Source organism: Thermococcus peptonophilus (assembly GCF_001592435.1).
GTDB classification, from domain to species: Archaea; Methanobacteriota_B; Thermococci; order Thermococcales; family Thermococcaceae; genus Thermococcus; species Thermococcus peptonophilus.
In genome coordinates this window covers 450,715-467,801 of record NZ_CP014750.1, presented here as the reverse complement: position 1 = coordinate 467,801, position 17,087 = coordinate 450,715, and the positions used below count along the sequence as shown (strand labels likewise).

The 17,087-nt window shown below is 51.2% G+C and carries 16 protein-coding genes and 2 tRNA genes; 5 read left to right on the top strand and 13 right to left on the bottom strand.

Features of this window, described 5'->3' with window-relative positions:
• Positions 1-31 precede the first annotated feature (31 nt).
• Positions 32-163, top strand: a complete 132-nt coding sequence (locus A0127_RS10855; RefSeq protein ID WP_331710453.1) for a hypothetical protein — start codon at positions 32-34, stop codon at positions 161-163.
• A 642-nt stretch (positions 164-805) separates the two neighbouring features.
• On the opposite strand, the gene A0127_RS02405 is transcribed toward A0127_RS10855, so the two are convergent.
• Positions 806-883: transfer RNA gene (locus A0127_RS02405), tRNA-Val, on the bottom strand.
• 10 nt (positions 884-893) lie between these two features.
• Positions 894-971: transfer RNA gene (locus A0127_RS02400), tRNA-Ala, on the bottom strand.
• Between the two features lie 114 nt (positions 972-1,085).
• Here A0127_RS02400 and A0127_RS02395 point away from each other — a divergent pair.
• Positions 1,086-2,240 (top strand): M20 metallopeptidase family protein, encoded by a 1,155-nt coding sequence (locus A0127_RS02395; RefSeq protein ID WP_062387511.1) that lies wholly within the window; start codon positions 1,086-1,088, stop codon positions 2,238-2,240.
• A gap of 116 nt (positions 2,241-2,356) precedes the next feature.
• On the opposite strand, the gene A0127_RS02390 is transcribed toward A0127_RS02395, so the two are convergent.
• The 9 genes from A0127_RS02390 to hxlAB all read right to left on the bottom strand — a co-directional run bounded on the left by A0127_RS02390 (position 2,357) and on the right by hxlAB (position 10,726).
• Positions 2,357-4,432, bottom strand: a complete 2,076-nt coding sequence (locus A0127_RS02390; RefSeq protein ID WP_082781380.1) for a BatD family protein — start codon at positions 4,430-4,432, stop codon at positions 2,357-2,359.
• 64 nt (positions 4,433-4,496) lie between these two features.
• Positions 4,497-5,813, bottom strand: coding sequence for an aspartate--tRNA(Asn) ligase (gene aspS / locus A0127_RS02385; protein WP_062387505.1), 1,317 nt, complete (start codon positions 5,811-5,813; stop codon positions 4,497-4,499).
• Positions 5,814-5,873: 60 nt separating this feature from the next.
• The gene (locus A0127_RS02380) at positions 5,874-6,386 is read right to left on the bottom strand and encodes a KH domain-containing protein (protein ID WP_062387502.1); all 513 of its coding nucleotides are present in this window, start codon (positions 6,384-6,386) and stop codon (positions 5,874-5,876) included.
• 94 nt (positions 6,387-6,480) lie between these two features.
• Complete coding sequence (locus tag A0127_RS02375) at positions 6,481-7,101, bottom strand: HD domain-containing protein (RefSeq protein ID WP_062387499.1); 621 nt, start codon at positions 7,099-7,101, stop codon at positions 6,481-6,483.
• On the bottom strand, positions 7,102-7,914 hold the full coding sequence (locus A0127_RS02370; RefSeq protein ID WP_062387496.1) for a DUF4392 domain-containing protein: 813 nt from the start codon (positions 7,912-7,914) through the stop codon (positions 7,102-7,104).
• Positions 7,914-8,102: a hypothetical protein gene (locus A0127_RS02365; protein ID WP_054841204.1), complete on the bottom strand. Its 189-nt coding sequence runs from the start codon at positions 8,100-8,102 to the stop codon at positions 7,914-7,916. Before A0127_RS02365 ends, A0127_RS02370 begins: the two co-directional genes overlap by 1 nt.
• The gene (locus tag A0127_RS02360) at positions 8,099-8,752 is read right to left on the bottom strand and encodes an HAD family hydrolase (protein ID WP_062387493.1); all 654 of its coding nucleotides are present in this window, start codon (positions 8,750-8,752) and stop codon (positions 8,099-8,101) included. Before A0127_RS02360 ends, A0127_RS02365 begins: the two co-directional genes overlap by 4 nt.
• Position 8,753: 1 nt before the next feature.
• Positions 8,754-9,497, bottom strand: a complete 744-nt coding sequence (locus A0127_RS02355; protein ID WP_062387490.1) for a hypothetical protein — start codon at positions 9,495-9,497, stop codon at positions 8,754-8,756.
• 8 nt (positions 9,498-9,505) lie between these two features.
• Positions 9,506-10,726 carry a bifunctional 3-hexulose-6-phosphate synthase/6-phospho-3-hexuloisomerase gene (hxlAB, locus tag A0127_RS02350; protein WP_062387487.1) on the bottom strand — a complete coding sequence of 407 codons (1,221 nt, stop codon included), beginning with the start codon at positions 10,724-10,726 and terminating at the stop codon, positions 9,506-9,508.
• A 140-nt stretch (positions 10,727-10,866) separates the two neighbouring features.
• On the opposite strand from hxlAB, the gene A0127_RS02345 reads away from it, so the two are divergent.
• Genes A0127_RS02345 through A0127_RS02335 form a run of 3 tightly spaced genes read left to right on the top strand, consistent with a single transcriptional unit; the run spans position 10,867 to position 12,142 of the window.
• Positions 10,867-11,601, top strand: a complete 735-nt coding sequence (locus A0127_RS02345) for an arginase family protein (protein ID WP_062387483.1) — start codon at positions 10,867-10,869, stop codon at positions 11,599-11,601.
• Positions 11,598-11,933 (top strand): Sjogren's syndrome/scleroderma autoantigen 1 family protein, encoded by a 336-nt coding sequence (locus tag A0127_RS02340; RefSeq protein WP_082781379.1) that lies wholly within the window; start codon positions 11,598-11,600, stop codon positions 11,931-11,933. The genes A0127_RS02345 and A0127_RS02340 overlap by 4 nt, the downstream gene beginning before the upstream one ends.
• A complete protein-coding gene (locus A0127_RS02335) occupies positions 11,930-12,142 on the top strand; it encodes a DprA-like winged helix domain-containing protein (RefSeq protein ID WP_054841200.1) in 213 nt (70 codons plus the stop codon). Before A0127_RS02340 ends, A0127_RS02335 begins: the two co-directional genes overlap by 4 nt.
• A 128-nt stretch (positions 12,143-12,270) precedes the next feature.
• Here A0127_RS02335 and trmBL2 read toward each other — a convergent pair whose 3' ends face one another.
• Together trmBL2 and rgy are read right to left on the bottom strand one after the other, a co-directional pair.
• Positions 12,271-13,065, bottom strand: a complete 795-nt coding sequence (trmBL2, locus tag A0127_RS02330; protein WP_062387480.1) for an HTH-type transcriptional regulator TrmBL2 — start codon at positions 13,063-13,065, stop codon at positions 12,271-12,273.
• Positions 13,066-13,380: 315 nt separating this feature from the next.
• A complete protein-coding gene (rgy, locus tag A0127_RS02325) occupies positions 13,381-17,049 on the bottom strand; it encodes a reverse gyrase (protein ID WP_062387477.1) in 3,669 nt (1,222 codons plus the stop codon).
• Positions 17,050-17,087 lie beyond the last annotated feature (38 nt).

Genomic DNA, 17,087 nt, shown 5'->3' with positions numbered 1-17,087 from the left:
GGAACATCGGGAAAGACACGAGAGTAAAGTGATGTTCCAGTACAGACCGGAGTATAAAGCTAAGGAGTATCCCAAGATAAACCGGAGGCTGAATAGAGAAGAGAAAAGGCGAGCCTTTGAGCTGGTTGAGGAGTTTGAACTGAGGAACGCTATTGTTGGGTAAGGAAGTTGTTCGGGATTTTTCACGTTACAAGGGCTTATTTTTGAGTGAGAGCCTGCTAAGAAGATTCTTGAGAAGTGGTTTTCTTTCCTTTGACGCTGGCTTTTGATAGGAGCTACAATCTTCGATCAAATTTTTCCAGCAAGCTTTGAAAAAAATCTTTGACCAAAAGCACGCCTTTCTTTTTGAACTTGCTTGTAGGAGAGTGTATGTTTCCCTATGAAGCAAGCTCACCCGGATTTAACTTCAAAAATCCCCGTGCTGTTTTTGATTTCAACTTTCTTTTTAGCGCTCTTTGAGCGCTATACTATGGAGAAATCCCATAAGATTTGGCTGTCTGGCAGGCAAACCCGCTTGAAAGTCAGCTCATTAAAAACGCATACTTTTCTTCCGCCAGCGCTGAAGCTTTTTCCAAAAGCTTCACCAAAAGATTGAATGTCTTTGAGAATTGGCTTGATTCGGTTTGATTCTCTTAAGAGATGGGCGGATAAATGCGGGTTTTCTTCTTTTTAACGCTCGAAGAGCGTTATATTGTGAGCAAACCCATCGAAAACTGCTAATTGGGATGAGAGAATCACTGAAAAGTTGACAGTTCAAAAAAAGACATTCCATCTTTGATGAAACTTTTCGCCAGAAAAGTTTCTGTGGTGGGCCCGCGGGGATTCGAACCCCGGACCTCCACCTTGTCAGGGTGGCGTCATAACCAGTCTAGACCACGGGCCCAACCCAAGGATGGTGGACCGGCCGGGATTTGAACCCGGGGCCTCCGCCTTGCCAAGGCGGCGCTCATACCAGGCTGAGCTACCGGCCCACTCCAACGACGCCGTAATCACCTATCTGGGTGGGTTTATAAATTTTGCGGTTTCCTTAAGATGCAAATCGAAAAGCTAATATTTTTCTCATCCCAACATCATCCGGTGAGACCATGAACTTCGATCCCATTTCTGAGGCCAAGAAGATTGGAGACCTGATAATATCCTGGCGCAGGGACTTCCACATGCACCCAGAGCTGGGCTATGAGGAAGAAAGGACATCCAAGATAGTAGAGGAGCACCTGCGTGAGTGGGGATACTCAATAAAGCATGTTGGAACCGGAATAATCGCGGACATTGGCGAGGGCGAAAAGACAATAGCCCTCAGGGCAGATATGGACGCCCTGCCCATTCAGGAGGAGAACGACGTTCCTTACAAGTCAAGAGTTCCCGGCAAGATGCACGCCTGCGGCCACGACGCCCACACCGCTATGTTACTCGGGGCAGCGAAGATAATAGCTGAACACAGAGATGAGCTGAATGGAAGGGTCAGACTAATCTTCCAACCGGCGGAGGAAGGTGGAAACGGCGCGGTCAAAATGATTGAAGGCGGCGCCTTAGAGGGAGTGAATGCCATCTTCGGCTTCCATGTCTGGATGGATCTCCCCAGCGGTATTATTGGCATCAGGGACGGGCCTTTCCTTGCGGGAGCTGGCATATTCAACGGAAAGATTATTGGTAAGGGAGGTCACGGAGCTTCTCCACACGAGACGGTCGACCCAATCCCAATTGCTGCGGAGACTGTCCTTGCCCTTCAGACGATAGTCAGCAGGAATATAGAACCTATTGAGACCGGTGTTGTCAGCGTTACCTCAATCCACGGCGGGACGGCCTTTAACGTCATTCCCGAGGAAGTCGAGTTTAAGGGAACCTTCCGCTTTTTCAGGCCCGAAGTTGGTGAACTAATCCAGCTAAGAATGAAAGAAATCCTTGAAGGCATAACCAGAGCTCACAGGGCAAAGTATGAGCTCAGCATAGAGGAACTGACGCCACCAACCATAAACGCCAAAGAAATGACGGATTTCGCTAGAAAAGTCGCCGAGAAGTATGGCCTGAAGTATGGAGAAGTTAAACCCACAATGGGTGCGGAGGACTTTGCATTCTATCTACAGAAGGTTCCTGGGGCGTTCCTTGCTCTCGGAATCCGGAACGAAGAGAAGGGAATAATATATCCCCACCACCATCCAAAGTTCGATGTTGATGAGGACGTCCTCTACATTGGAACAGCGATGGAAGTTGTCCTAGCCTTTGAGTTTTTAAGCGAGTGACCTTTCAGCTTCTTTTTGTTTTTGGCCTTTAATTTTAGGGCTTCTATATGGGGAGCTAAAGGCCTAACAGAAGAATAAACCCCAAGATTATTAAGAAAAGAAAACAATGGGAGAGCTCAGAGCTTTTTGATCTCCTCCAATTTTGGAGTGATCTCCTCGGTCTCCTCCTCTTTCTTTGGAAGTCCCCCTGGGCGTCTCTGCTTCTTTCTCATTAGCTTCTCCCTGAGCCTGTTGACCTCGTTCCAGTAGTTGAATGCGAGAGCGCCTGCCACGAGCGCAACGAGCAGGAATATCACTGCCGCGGGTTTCCAGGGGTTGCTCTTATTTTCTGGCGGCAGGTAGAACTTGGAGATTTCAAAGAGCCTCTCTGCGAGGGGAGTCGCATTGTCCATACTGGCGAGTGTCTTGTTTATATACTCTGGTAGCTCATCTGGCTCGGGCCAGACCTTGACCTCCTTCGTTATAACGACTGGGGGTACGCTGTTTATTGTGACGAGGTTTCCAAGCGGAAGGCTGTGAACATTGCCAACGGGATCCTGATAGACGAGTTCTGCCCCAATGGGGAAGGTTCCTTCGTCGGCCACATTAACTGAAGTTTGAATGACCCTTGATGAACCCGCCTTCAGGTCGCCGATTGGAATAACTGCCTCCCCGCTGATGCCCTCGGGGAATATCAACTGTAGTGTCGCGTTCTTTATGAACTCATAGTTGGGGTCTCCCTCAGAGGCGCTCACGTTGAACCTAAGAAGAACCTGTTTACCTGCCTCTGTGTGCACGTAGTTGCCCTCGTGAGTACCGTTTGACGCAACCGCGGAGACCTCTATCTCGGGCAGTCCGTACACGATGATGCCGCTGAGCGGCTGGGAGTAAATGACCTTCTGCTTACCAGTTTCGAGGCTCTGATCGTCGTAATAGGTCACCATGACCCTTCCAATATCGAACTTCCCGACCTTAGTGGGCTGGAGGACATATATCAGCGCGGGCATCTTTGTGAAAGCCGGGAAGCTCTTAAACGTCCAGCTCTTGACGGAGCTGACGAGTTTGAAGCCGTTCGGAACAGGAGCTGCAACGTTAACATCGTAGGCGTCGCCTTTGCCTTTGTTTTCTACAGTCACTATTATGACCATGTCCTGTCCAACCATGACCCTCTTTGGGACTGTGTCTATAGAGGCCGCTATGTTCGCTGGCCTGAGAATCGGCGTCGCCTTTGCGTCCTCCGGGCCGTAAACTGTTAGAGACACCCTTCCGTACTGCGGTTCGGATTTTGATATCAGAACTTTTAGGGGAGTTCCAGGAATGTCTTTAATGGCACCTATACCAATTATATAGGTGTCCAGCACTTTGCCGTCTTTGTAGACTTTGATGCTGGCTTTTGTTGAAACGGCCGAAACGAGCTGGAGCTCGTACTTGGTCTTGTTCTGGATGATAGTCAGCTTTTCGTTCGTGTAGAGAAGGCCATCGTACAGGGATATGAGCGTTGTTGTGGATGATGTTTCGGAACCTGAGCTTGATCCTTCTGCGCGGTTCACGGAGATCTTCGTGGCCGTGACTTCGGGCATGTATACGTCGAATTTTGCCGAGCTTCCGGTAATGTCGAGGAGATTCACATAAACGAAGTCGTAGTACTTGAGATCAGTATTTGGGAATGAGTAGGCAACTCCTCCGCTTTCACCCTTTTTGAGGGTGATGCTCTTTGAGGGGTTGTCTGGAAGGTACACTATAAAGGTTACTTCCGTGGACGTTACCTTGTAGACTTTTATAGTGCCCACTGGGAGGGTATAACTCCTGCCCGATGAGAGTATTAGCGGATCGCTGTTCACCTTTTTGAGGGGGGACTTTATATCAAGGTACAGGAGAGGTTTTTTGTCCTTGCTCCACACTGCCGCTCCAAACACTAACTTGGGGTTCTTGCTGTCCGGGTAGTAGCCGTTTGAGCCTTCGGGGACGATTATAGTTGAGGGTGCCCCAGTTGGCCCCTGAACAGTCAGAGAAACCTGACTGTAATCAATGCTTATGTCCGAAAACTTGATAGTGTAATCCCCAAGAACCACGGAATCTCCAAGGGAAAGCTGAATGGACGGTCCAATGGTTGCATAATTAGTTCCCTCAGCGCGGACAAGACCCTTATTAGATATAACTCCACTTGAAACCATTAAAACAATCCCCAAAATTAAAGCCAGGAGTTTCCTCATTTTCCAACCTCCGCCAGTTTGTGTCGTTGGCTATCAAATTAAATATGAAGAAAGTATAAAGACCTTACGGTGTCAGTCTCCTTCTGTCCCTTGGGAACAGGATGACTTCCCTGATGTTCGGGAGGTCGAGCATCTGTTTTATCAGCCTCTCAGCGCCGAGTCCAAAGCCACCGTGGGGTGGCATGCCGTAGCGGAAGGCCTTAAGGTAGAATTCAAAGCTTTCTGGGTTGAGGCCCTTCTCCTTGATCTGCTCAACAAGGATGTCATGCCTGTGCTCCCTCTGGCCGCCAGAGCTTATCTCAACTCCTCTGTACTCAAGGTCGAAGGCCCTGCATATCTCAGGCTTATTATCATACTTCGTTATATAGAATGGCTTTGCTTCGCTTGGGTACTGGTAGAGGAAGTAGAGTGGAGCGTTCTCGTTCTCCATCATGTACTTTCCGAGAAGCCTCTCCCCCTCTGTGTCTATGTCCTCTCCCCATGGGATCTCCTTTCCAAGGTCTGCGAGGATTTCGAGGGCCTTATCGTAGCTCACGCGCGGGAACGGAAGTTTGGGTTCCTCAAGTTCAAAGTTGAGTATCTCAAGCTCCTTCGCGTTGTGCTCGCGGACGTAGTTGATCGCGTGGGCAACAAGCCTCTCGAGGAGCTCCATAACTTCTTCTTCGTTCTCTATAAAGGCCATCTCGCTGTCAATGCTCCATGCCTCGTTCAAGTGGCGCGTGGTGTTGTGCTCCTCGGCCCTGAATATTGGTGCTATCTCGTAGACCCTGTCGAGACCGCTCGCCATCATAATCTGCTTGTAGAGCTGGGGACTCTGAGCGAGGAAGGCATCCTCCTCGAAGTACTTCATCGGAAAGAGCTCCGTCCCACCCTCTGTGGCGGTAGCGATTATCTTTGGAGTGTGAATCTCAATGAAACCGTTCTCGTGGAAGAAGTCCCTCACCGCTTTGAAGACGCTTGAGCGTATCTTGAATATGGCCATGACCTCAGGCCTTCTCAGATCCATGAAGCGGTTGTCAAGCCTGGTGTCGAGCTCGGCCTTGACCTTTCCTGTCGGGTCGAGCGGAAGAGGCGTTTCGGCCCTGTTCAGCACAACGATCTTCTCGGGCAGAATCTCGAAACCCAGCTTGGCCTTTGGAGTGAAGTTAACAACTCCCTCAACTGCAACCACATCCTCGCTCCTGAGCTTTGGAATGAGCTTGAAGAGCTCCGGATCAACCTTCTTTTTGGGCGCGGTTATCTGGACGATTCCATCCCTGTCCCGTATCCAGAGAAACTTTATGCCGCCGAGGTCTTTGACTTCCCAGACCCAGCCAGCGACTTTAACCTTCTGGCCGTTTAACTCCTCCGTAATTTCGCTTGAGTAGTGCGTCCTGTACATGGCAACCCCCCAGAAAGAGTCGTGGGCACCTTTTAAAGGTATTTGTAAAAGATGTAAGAATCAGACAAAAGATATCTTAACGTCTTTGCCGGTTATCTGGCTGAGAATGCTCTCAAGAACTTCTGGCTTCTCAGGGAGCTTTTTCCTATCCCTTCCAAAGACGAGGATCTTGTAGTCCCTCTCTCCTCCGGCCTTATAGACCACGTTAACGCCAAAGACTCCCGCAGGATAGAACAGGTCAGAGGCCAGCTTCTTCAGCTCGTTCGGGTTTTCCGCTTTCATGCCCTCGATAACCCTAACGCGCTTTCCAAGCTCTCTTATCAGGGCTTTGATGTTCTTTCCACCCTTGCCGATGACTACGGGCACGTCTCCTTCTCCAACGACGATAACAACGAGGTCTCCAGCTTCGACGGCCTTCTTGAACTCAATATCAGCGTCACCGAGAAGCTTGTAGAGAAGCCTCGCGACCTTAACATCAAGCTCGGAGATTATACCCTCCTGGAGTTTTTTCTCATCGGCGGGGCAGAGAATACCATCCGTCTTCAAGCACACCTCACAGATCGGCGCCTTCACGTTCTCACCCCCAGAATGACCCTGAGCAGACTACCCCATAATTCAGGAAGGCATTTAAAAAGGTTATTATGGAGAAAAGCTCTTCTCCAAAAGGTCAGATTTCACCCTCTATCTCACGCCTAAGTCGCTCAATAAACTCCTCGGTAAAGCGGTGTCTCCCTTCGGCCATCTTTCTCGCGGTTTCTGTGTACATCAAGTCTTTCAGCTTCAGTATCTTCTCCTCAAAGTGCTTTATTGAGGCGTCTATGTCCCTTCCATGCTCCCCTGAGTACATAAAGACCCTCGCTATCCCCACGGCCCCTATTGCGTCGAGCTTATCGGCATCGCTCAGGATCTTTGCCTCAAGTGTGGCCGGTTTAGGTCCACGTGAAAAGCGGTGGGCCTCTATCGCGTGGGCAACTGCTTCCACCTTGTCTTCGGGATAACCGAGGCTTCTCAGGTACCTCCTCGCTATCCTTGCCCCCTCAAGGGCGTGGTCCTCGACTTTCCCTGAATCCTCCAGCGGGCGGGCAATGTCGTGGAGAAGCGCCGCCAGGGCGAGGACTTCTAAATCAGCCCCCTCTTCTTTCCCGATATGTATGCAGAGGTTGAAGACCCTCTCAACGTGGCTGAACCCATGCGTGCCCTCCCTGTCGAAGAAGCTTTTGGCGAACTCCCTGACAATCTCTATCAGCTCCCTTGACTTCGGGTCAGATATGAACTCCTCAAGCTTCATTCAACCACCTAGGGCATCATTAACGAGCACCTTTAAAAGCTCAACGACTTCCTTATGGACTTCAAGGCCGATCCCGTCCACGCTCTCACTGGGTTTCTTTCTAACTCCATCTATCAACCCGGCGCTTGTTAGGGCTTTTACTACCTTCTCTTCGTCCCAGTCTGCAAGGAGATTTGTGCCGGCTAAGATTGAAGCCTGCGCCACCAGCCCGTAGGCACCCCAGTTCGACACTCCAGCCGTTATAAGGTGATCAACCTCAACTACACTGGCTATCTTTTCTCCAAGTGGAATGTACAGCTCAATTAGATCCCTGACGTTGCCCATTCCAGCTTCGTTTCCACCGTCACCAACCGCTATTGTTGGGATTCCGTATTCTCTCGCCTCAATTACCAGCCTGTCAAAGGCCTCTCTTGTTATTTCCATGCCACTCATGGAGTAGTACCTGCCGTCAACTGCCCTTCCGGGAGTCTCAATGGCGACGACCAGCGAGTAGGATGAGATATCAACGTACCCTGCAAAAGTGACGCCAAACGACCCCAATGCTCCCATTACCTCCGGATAGCTGAGGACTTCTACCCTTCCTCCGAGCTTTTCTACGGCTTTTGCGACTGCCAAGGCCCCAGGTGGGCCGTCAGTTTCGGGAGTCATAGAAGGCGGAATCGGGAAGCCAGTTAATATAAGAGTTCTCTCAAGGCTGTTGAGGAACGTCTCAGCGGCGTCCTCTAAAAAATGGAAGTTTCTGATGCGGTAGTCAAGATACAGCCTTCCTATTCCCCTGCTTCCAACGTCGGTGTTTACAAGGTGGGCAATCATCAGTCTTCGCTCTCCTCCAGCTCATAGGCCACGATCTTAACTTTCTTGCCTTTGATGGCTTCCTTTAACTTCCACCAGAGCTCCATCGGGTTTTCGCGCCTGTGAGTCAGCTCGTGGCCGTTCTCAAGCTTTACCTTCTCCTCTTCGTATTCAACAAACGTTCCTTTCCCTTCGAACACCTTCTTCATTCTACCACCCCCAGTATTTTTCTAAGCTCGTGGAGCGTCCTGATTTCATAGTCCGCTAAGTGATGCCCGGGTTCGCCCTCACGGTTTATCCATATTGAGAGCATGCCAACGTGCTTCGCCCCATAAACGTCCTGGCTCAGAGAATCCCCAACGAAAGCGGCCTCTTTTGGTTCAACTCCGAGTTTTTCAAGGGCGTAGAGGAATATCTTTGGTTCGGGTTTTATCGCCTTAACGTCCTCTCTGGTCACGATGACATCGAAGTACCCTTCGAGCCCCGTCAGCTTGAGCTTAAGGCGCTGGTATTCGGGCCCGCTCGTGACAACTCCCAGACGGTACCCGGACTCTTTAAGCCACTCAAGAGTCGGAATGGTGTCCGGATAAACGTGGAGCTTGTGTGGGTACCTCTTCAGAAGGTCTTCATACTGCATATTGAGGCCAAAAAGCTCAAAGAAAAAGTTCCAGTCGTGCCAGTCGTAGGTGTCTCGCCTTGAGAATATCTCGGACAGAAACACGTTCCTGGCCTCTTCCTTGGTAGTTTCCAGCTTTTTTGCCAGCTTTTCGTACACCTGCGGGAGAAAGAGCTGAATAAGGGGCATTTCAGTTAGCAGTGTGCCATCGATGTCAAAGAGAACGGCCTTTATCCTGCCCATATCACCACCTCTTCACAAGGAGGGCGAGGACTTCGGAACCTTTAACGTTTTTGTCGGTGATCACGCCCCAGATTATGTCCTTCTCAGAGAGTATCTCCTGGAACTTGGAGAGTATTCTGTGAGCACCGCTCAGCGGGAAGTCTTCACCGACAAGTATTCCAACAAGCCCGCGCTCCCAGATGCCCCAGTGCCAGCTGAAGTCAACCTCGCGGAGAAGGCGCATTATACCAACGTTTCCTCCCCGTATCATGCTGAATAAGTCTGCATAGTCTATGTTCACGAGCATCTCGCTTTCAAGGTAGTGATAGAGCTTTGAGAACATCTCCGAAATGTTCTTTGAAGCTTCCTCAAAGGCCCTTCCGAGCGGCACGTCTTCTTTTAAGAAGTCCCAGAGGGAGTCGTAGAACACCGTCTCGAACTTATCCGCCCATTCGGGTTTCCGGTTGATCAGCTCCACTTTAGGCGTAAGGACATAAGCGAGCCTTATAGAATCCGGGGGGAGTGCTTCAAGGATTATCTCCATAATTTCTCTATTTATCTTTGTGTCATCAAAGACGAGCCACACAAAGCTGTTTTCGGGAACGTTAGAGAAGAAGTTCACAATCCTTTCCCGATATTCCTTAGGCCGCAGGATGTACCTGGCTGGATTCAAAGATACCTTTACCACGGAGTCCGTTTCGATTCCATTGACTATCCTTGAGCCATTGCTGCCAATTCCAGCAAAAATATGGGTAAATGAAAACATCGCGACCCTCACTCAAGGGTCGCGTGCTTCCTCTTCATATCCTTTTCGGTCTTCTGGAACGTGGCCATGAGGAGTGCTATAATGCCGTCAAGGAAGACCATAGTGGAGTCCTCGAAGAGAGTTCCCATCGGGGCTATCCACTTGTACTGGGTGAGCATCTGCCTGGCTATGTAGTCAGTGGGGACATCGGCCTTCGTCCTTCCCGGAATCTCGACGACAACATCGGCGAGCTTTCCGAGTGTTGAGTCCGCGTAGGAAGTTATGCCGACGACCTTTCCGCCCTGCTCCTTCGCTATCTGGGCGGCATCAACGATGGTCTTTGTCTCACCCGAACCGCTGATGGCTATGAGGAGGTCGCCCGGCTCGAATGCTGGTGTGATTGTCTCTCCGACGACGTAGACGTTGAAGTCGAGGTGCATGAGCCTCATCGCAAAGGCCTTTCCAACGAGTCCGCTCCTTCCGGCGCCGTAGATGAATATCTTGTTGGCTCCTATCATGGCATCTACCAGTCCCCTGACCTGTTCGAGCTTGAGGTTCTCGGCGACGCTCCTTATGTGGTCGGTTATGTCTGTCATCGCCTTCCTTATCGTCATCATATACTCGCCCCAGAAGAGGTCTATTATTCTCCTGGTGACTTCTTCAGGGTCTTTGGCCTTGGTTATGGCGCTTCCAACAATGATTATCGTGGCGCCGAGCTCTATGACTTTTGGGATCGTCTCAAGGTTCAGGCCTCCAGCGACCGCAACCGGAACCTTGACGGCCTTTACTACCTTCTCAAGGTCTTCGAGCGGGTTCTTGCCCTGGGCCTGCTCGTCAATTCCAGTGTGGACGAGGATGTAGTGGACGCCCATCTTCTCAAGCTCTTTGGCCCTTTTCACCTTGTCCTTGACGCCGATCAGGTCAACCATGACCCTGATTCCATATCTCCTCGCGACCTCAACTGCATCCTTGATGGTCTTGTCGTCGGCAACGCCCAGGATAGAAACGACGTCTGCACCGTGCCTCGCGGCCATCTCGACCTCAAGGGCACCTGTGTCCATGGTCTTGAGGTCTGCAACTATCTTCCTGTCGGGGAAGCGCCTCTTCATGAGCTCTACTGCTCTCATACCCTCCTTCTTGATGAGGGGAGTGCCGACCTCAAGCCAGTGTGCCCCGCCGCGGGCGGCTTTCTCCGCTATAGAAATGGCCTGCTCAATATCGGTAAGGTCAAGAGCGACCTGGAGTATCATGACTCGACCTCCGGAGATTTTTCAGTTGAAAGTTTTGGGTCGAGTTTTTAAAGGTTTAGCCGGGGATATTGACACAAAAATGTTTATCATTTTTCCCAACGCTTTTAAAAAAAGTTCCCAATGTTGTGCCGGTGAGAAGAATGGTAACTTTCATACCCTTTGGAGAGAAACCCAACCGCGATGGAGTTCTCTACGCCCTCCAGCTCCTAAAAAGGAACAAGCTCATTGACGACTACGTCATCGTTGAAGCCAGCAGGATTGACCTTCTATCAGAGCGAATTCCTCAGGACCGGGCTTATGTGATTGGGGAACACCTTGCGACCTACGGCATACTCGACAGGCTGAGGCCGAAATCCCTGATCAGCGTTGATGCCCACACCGATCTGATGCACGACTACCTCGATCACGGCTCGTGGCTGGCCTATGCACTTGAGAACAGGCTCGTTGAGAGGGCCGCCGTAATGGCTCCGGTCTTGATGATACCGACAACCGACAGAACCCAGCTCTGGACGAGGCGGGTCAAAATATATCCAGCTCTGTTGAGAAGCAGAAAACGGGGTGGAAAGTGGAGGGCATATAAGAACTTCCAGACGAACTCCCTCGATGAAATAATAGCTGATGCAAAGAAGTACCTCGGCGATGAAATATACCTCACGGTCGATATGGACGTTCTCAGGCCGGAGTACAAAATAGCTCGATTCCAGCACGGCGAGCTTACCCTTGATGAGCTGCTTGAGATACTCGATGCGATAAAGAGGGAATTTGATGTTGTGGCGTTTGACATAGCTGAAATCTCGGACAGAATAAGGCACTCCCGTCTTGGAAAGCGGGCACTCTTTGAGGTTTTCCAGCTCCTGACGGAGGGATTGGAGTGAAGGGGCCAACTGAAGAAGAAATCAGGAACGTGATAATGCCTCTGATGCTTTCCGGCGCTAAGATGCTTGATAGACACTGTCCGAGGTGCGGTTCGCCCCTCTTTGAGAAGGACGGTAGGGTTTTCTGTCCAGTATGCGAGTACCGGGAGAAGAAGAGAAAGGCGGAGATGAAAGGCGAGGTTAAAGGCGTTGAGGAGAGGCTAAGGGAGAAGCTGGCCCAGCTTGCGAACTCCCTTCCTGAGGACATTGATGAGCTTGAGAAACATTTAAGGGTAATGGAGAAAATAATCGACCTGTTGGAGAGGTATAAGCGACTGGAGGGATCCGAATGAAGAACCAGAGGGTGTTGAAGGCCATTGAAAGCGGCCCAAAGACCGTTGACGAGATAGCCAAGGAGACTGGAATCAGTCCGATGGAGGTAAGGCGCTACCTCTTAAGGTTCGCCGAGCAGGGCAAGGTGGAGAGCTTTCAGAAAGAAGGAAAAATCTTCTGGAAAATCCGAGAAAAGAGAGAGGAGGAAGAGGAGTTCAAGTACGTTTGATCTGCCGCTATTTTTCTCCTACTTTGACTTCTTGGACCAGTATGGGGTTGAATGCCTAGGTAGGTAGCACAATGTTTTTCTGAACAGCCGGCGAGAAGAACAGTAAAAGCAAGAACAGAGAGAAGGGATCAGACCTTCTCGGCCTTCTCCCAGTACTCGTTGAACTTGGCCTCGAAGAGATCCCTGACCCTGAAGTCCTTGATCCAGACCTGGGTCTCGTAGTTGAAGTACCTTGCCGCCATGTCCTCAAGGGCGAAGAAGACCTCGTCGTCGCAGATGAGCATCGGGAGCTCGAACTTGTCGAGGGTCCTGAGCTCGAGCTTGCCCTTCTTGGCGTACTCCATGATCTTTGAGCCCTCAAGCCTCTTGAGGAGGGACTTGCTCACGATAATCTTGGCCTTAGCGCCGTTGTCGATGGCCTTAATGAGGTCGTTCTCGAGGTTTATGGCAATGTAACCGTCGTCAGCGAGGAGTATCTTCTCCTTGACTTCTTCGAACATCTCCTTGGTCTTGAGGGTCGCGTTCCTTATTCCGCGGACGACCCAGACCCTCTCGACGCCGTACTTCGGAATCTCTGTCTCAATGAGCGGCTTCATGAGCTCAATGAGCTCCTCCTTGGCCTTCTTCTTGGCCTCAAGCTCCTCCTTAACGCGCTCTTGCCACTCCTCTATGAACTTCTCGAGGATGTTCTCGGGATGGACTGGCCTGTACTTGTTGACCTTGCCCGGCTGGCTTATGGCGAATCCCTTCTTCTCCAAGCTCCTGAGAACGTCGTAGGTTCTCGGAGCCGGGACTTCTGAGACACTTGCCAGCTCGGCCGGTGTAAGAACACCAAAACCGACCAGGGCCACATACGCCCTCGCCTCGTAGAGGTTCAACTCAAAGTGCTCCTGAAGGAGCTCCACCATCCGGTCCTTAACCATCTTTACCACCACCTAATTTTCTAATTTCTAATTTGCGACCCAACCAATATAAATCTTTTCCTCTTTGGGAGAGTTCGTGACATGTGTTGGGCGTAGTTGTATTGGATAACTTGCTAGGATTATACTATGGTTGTATGAGTATACAACTTAGTTACCACAGCTCAGGTTTTAAAGTTTTTGGAAATCCCGACTTCAAGGCAGGGGTAAAGTAACAGAATGGGACATCTTAGTTGGATTGTTTGAGGGACTTCGGCACTCCAAAAGAACACACATGTGATAGCATGGAAAGAATATAAAAACAATATAAAAGCATAATCAACCTGCAACGTACCTTTGGATCTCCAGATAGAGCTCATGAAGAACCTCTAGGTAGTCCTCAACCCCCTCCTCTATGCGGTCCATTATTTCCTCCAGTTCTCTCGTTCTTTCCTCGCTCACAAGGTCTCTGTACTTGCTGACGAGGTAGTGGTAGACTTTGATGCCTTTTTCCGTTGGAAGAAGCTTCTTTCTGCCCCTTGTTTCCACAACGTAACCCCTGCGCATAAGCGTTTCAACGATCTTGGCGTATGTTGAAGGCCTCCCTATCTTCCTCTCCTTCATCAGGGCTATTACGTCTCCCTGCGTGTATAGTGAAACCTTCGGGGCCTTCCACTTCTTTGCCTCAACCACTTTGAGTTTTGTCCCCTTCTCAAGTTTTGGAAGCTCCCTGAGCGGCGGCGAGCGCAGTCTTGTCCAGCCGTCCTCGATTATCTCAACGTAGCCTTCAAGCTCGGCCTTTCCGACGCCGGCGTTGATTACGGCCTTCTCGTAGAGTATCTTCGCTGGGGTCATCTGACTCGTCATAAACCTCCTGAATATCATGTCGTAGAGCCTGTAGTGGTTTCTCGTGAGGTTCCTCGAGAGCTGGATTATGCCATCGCGGATGAGCTGCATCAACCTGCCGGTGTCTATCGGCCTAGTGGGTCTTATGGCCTCGTGCGCTCCCTCCTCTCCCCACGGCCTGGGTTTGAAGTAGTTCTCACCGAGCTCCTGGGTTATGTATTCCTTCGCAACCTCTATTCCGGTGTTGCTGACGTGTGTACTGTCAGTTCTGTGGTAGGTGATTAGACCCAGCTCAAAGAGATCCTGTGCGAGCCTCATCGTTTCTGGAGCTGAAAGCTTCAGGAAGGTCGAGGCGTCCTTCAGCATTGCATCGGTGGTGTAAGGTGGAGCTGGGTTGAGCTCCCTCTCCTCCAGCTGGACTTCCTCGACGATAACGTATTCAGGCGGCTCCACGTCTTTGCCGTCTTTTCCGAGCTCAATAGTTACCTGTAAGCCGTTCTCAAGGGTCAGGCCGAGGAAGTAAACTTCACTCTCCGTGAACTCCTTATAGCGCTCGATGATCCAGCCGAGAACAGGTGTCTGAACCCTTCCTGCGGAGAGGTTGTAGCTCTCAAAGACCCTCTGGAGCTCCTGGCTCAGCTCGAAGCCTATCCATCTGTCCTCGATTCTCCTAACGATCTGCGCGTTGACGCGGTTCTCGTTGACATCTCTCGCCTCCTGGATGGCCTTCATTATGGCCGGCCTCGTTACCTCGTGGAACTCTATGCGCTTTATGTTGGGCGTGTACGGAGCGAGAACGTTCCGGATGTCCCAGGCTATTTTTTCACCCTCCGTATCGGGGTCGGTCGCTATGAGGATTTCATCAACTTCCTGGGCTATCTCGCGCATGGCAACGACGTTCTCAAGGGCGTCCCTAACGTTGGTCGATCCACAGCGCGGGCACACTCCCTTCTTCTCCCAGTCCACGAACTGGTGGCCGCAGTCGCGGCATCTCTTCAGTGTATCATAGACGGGGATGAACTTAAGCATGTCCCCCTCGTTCTGGATGAAGACGCCATGATAGCCCTCGTTCGTGACGAGGTCGAACATATGCCCGCCGCTCGCCAGAATCGTCAGCATTCTGTCCCCAACGCTTATCTCGTAGGCAATTAGGTCGCCTATCCTCGTCTTGCTCGGCTGACCGAAGAAGTTGGCTATTGTCCGAGCCTTGTTCGGGCTCTCCACTATCATGAGGGCGGACCTGACGAGATCCTTTACCTTGGCGCTTATCTTGCCCTCCATAACGAGCCTGACCTTCTCCCTGTCCTCGTCTATCTGTCTGAGGATTTCATCGAGATCAAGCTCCTCGAAGGGAACCATCTTGAACTCCTGGAAGCGCCAGCGCATCTGCCTTACGAGGCCGTTGAAGACCTTCTCGTTGTCCACTATGAGGACGCTCAGACCCTTCGTGATTCCGCCCGCGAAGAGCCTGCTGGTCCTTCCCGTTGCCTGGATGTAGGTTCTAACGTCGGGTATCTCGATATACCACTTCTCTTCCTCTTTGGTCAGGCTTATGAACGGATCCTCGGCAAGCTTTCTGAGGACTTCCTCATCTCTGAGAACCCTCCTGAGGAACTCGACAAGCTCGCGGAAGACGCCGAGGACGTGGTTGTGGAACTCGTTCTCTATCGGAAGGCCTTCTGCAAGGGCCTCCTCTATCTTCAGGAGCTCGAACTGCGGGATGTTCCGTATGAGCCTCCTCAGGCGGGCGTGGAGCTTTTCGGCTGTCCTTCTGTCCTTGTCGCTGAGGAAGTCCATTATCTCGCTGAGCAGGCCTAGGGCGCGGTAGATGGTGGGCCTCTCGAGGTCTATACTAAAGCGGAATTTCGGAACACCCGTGAAGACGGCGTAGCGTATGAGGTGAGGTAGATCAATGCCCCTAACGAGGGAGCCGTAGTAGGTGGCCGAGCCTATGAGGTAGTCCGCCTCGCCGTTCTCGAACTTCTCAAGGGCCTTCTTGTTCTTTGATGAGACGAGCTCTATCCTAAAGCCCCTCTCGCGGAGGTAGTTGGCAAGCTCTTCAGCGTAGCCAAGGCCCTGGTCAACTGGGACGAATATCAGGCCGCCCTTTCCGAGCCTTGAGAGGAGCTCCTCAACGTGCTCCTTGATGTCTTTAGTTGGCTTGAGGTAGCTGTCAACGACGTTCCTGAGGGCGCTCCTTCCGCTTCCGACTTCAAAGCCCAGAAGCTCGCGGTAGAGCTTTATCCTGTCGCCCCTCGCAGAACCCGTGGCAGATGCGATTATCATTATTCCAATCTTGTTCTTCCGCTTGAACTTTTCTATCTCCCTCTGGAGCTTTTCTATCTCCCTGGTAAGCCCGTTCAGCTTCTCATTTCTGTCCTCTGAGTTCCCGTTCAGGTACTTTGACATCTGCTTCTTCAGCCTGATAATCTCCCAGGCCTTCTGGATTATCTCATCCGTAAAGCCGAGGAGGTAGAGCGAGCGGTCTATGTTCTTGCTCGCCTTCAGGAAGGCATCAACGTCATCAACGAAGATGAAGTCGAAGTGCCTGCCCTTCAGAACCTCTTCATAGTTTCTGGCCAGCCACTGGGCGCTCGTAACGAGGATGTCGTAGTCCTCGTTTTTGATCTTCTCAAGCATTTCCTCCTTTTCCTTCTTCCTGAGGTTCCCGTGGTAGTAGGCGAGCCTGACGTCGGCGTTCGCCTTCTCCATTATGGCCTCTATCTTCCTTACCGTCTGGATGACGAGAGGAGTCGTCGGGACGACTATGTAGCTCTTCTTGTCCTTGAGAGCGTGCCAGACGGCCATGAAGGCTCCAAAGGTACTCTTACCCATTCCAGTCGGGGCTATGATGGAGAAGCTCCTCCCCTTGAGGAGCCTCTTTACCCACGTCCTCTGGGCACTCCAGAACGTAAAGCCAGTCGCCTTCCTGAAGAACTCCTCTATCTCCCTCGTCTGGTTCTCGAGCTGGTATATTCTTTCCCATTCCTTTAGCGTTCCTCTGAGCTTAAGCGCGTTCCTCACCGCAGAAACGAGCTGGAAGTAGGAGTCAGCGTGAACGGGTTCGTCGAGGCATTCATCACACGGGTTCCTCATTAGGAGCCGTTCGTCGGATATTCTCCCCCAACAGTTCGGGCACATCTCCCTGTATATGGCTTTCATGGCCCCACCCTCTAAGTCTTTCTCTGGAAAAGGAGAAT

What these genes read in the sequence shown, in the direction of transcription:
- A0127_RS02355 (WP_062387490.1), bottom strand. Translation starts at nt 9,497, where the DNA reads ATGTTTTCATTTACCCATATTTTTGCTGGAATTGGCAGCAATGGCTCA.
- A0127_RS02390 (WP_082781380.1), bottom strand. Translation starts at nt 4,432, where the DNA reads ATGAGGAAACTCCTGGCTTTAATTTTGGGGATTGTTTTAATGGTTTCA.
- A0127_RS10855 (WP_331710453.1), top strand. Translation starts at nt 32, where the DNA reads ATGTTCCAGTACAGACCGGAGTATAAAGCTAAGGAGTATCCCAAGATA.
- A0127_RS02335 (WP_054841200.1), top strand. Translation starts at nt 11,930, where the DNA reads ATGAAGAACCAGAGGGTGTTGAAGGCCATTGAAAGCGGCCCAAAGACC.
- A0127_RS02360 (WP_062387493.1), bottom strand. Translation starts at nt 8,752, where the DNA reads ATGGGCAGGATAAAGGCCGTTCTCTTTGACATCGATGGCACACTGCTA.
- A0127_RS02345 (WP_062387483.1), top strand. Translation starts at nt 10,867, where the DNA reads ATGGTAACTTTCATACCCTTTGGAGAGAAACCCAACCGCGATGGAGTT.
- A0127_RS02395 (WP_062387511.1), top strand. Translation starts at nt 1,086, where the DNA reads ATGAACTTCGATCCCATTTCTGAGGCCAAGAAGATTGGAGACCTGATA.
- A0127_RS02365 (WP_054841204.1), bottom strand. Translation starts at nt 8,102, where the DNA reads ATGAAGAAGGTGTTCGAAGGGAAAGGAACGTTTGTTGAATACGAAGAG.
- rgy (WP_062387477.1), bottom strand. Translation starts at nt 17,049, where the DNA reads ATGAAAGCCATATACAGGGAGATGTGCCCGAACTGTTGGGGGAGAATA.
- aspS (WP_062387505.1), bottom strand. Translation starts at nt 5,813, where the DNA reads ATGTACAGGACGCACTACTCAAGCGAAATTACGGAGGAGTTAAACGGC.
- A0127_RS02370 (WP_062387496.1), bottom strand. Translation starts at nt 7,914, where the DNA reads ATGATTGCCCACCTTGTAAACACCGACGTTGGAAGCAGGGGAATAGGA.
- A0127_RS02375 (WP_062387499.1), bottom strand. Translation starts at nt 7,101, where the DNA reads ATGAAGCTTGAGGAGTTCATATCTGACCCGAAGTCAAGGGAGCTGATA.
- trmBL2 (WP_062387480.1), bottom strand. Translation starts at nt 13,065, where the DNA reads ATGGTTAAGGACCGGATGGTGGAGCTCCTTCAGGAGCACTTTGAGTTG.
- hxlAB (WP_062387487.1), bottom strand. Translation starts at nt 10,726, where the DNA reads ATGATACTCCAGGTCGCTCTTGACCTTACCGATATTGAGCAGGCCATT.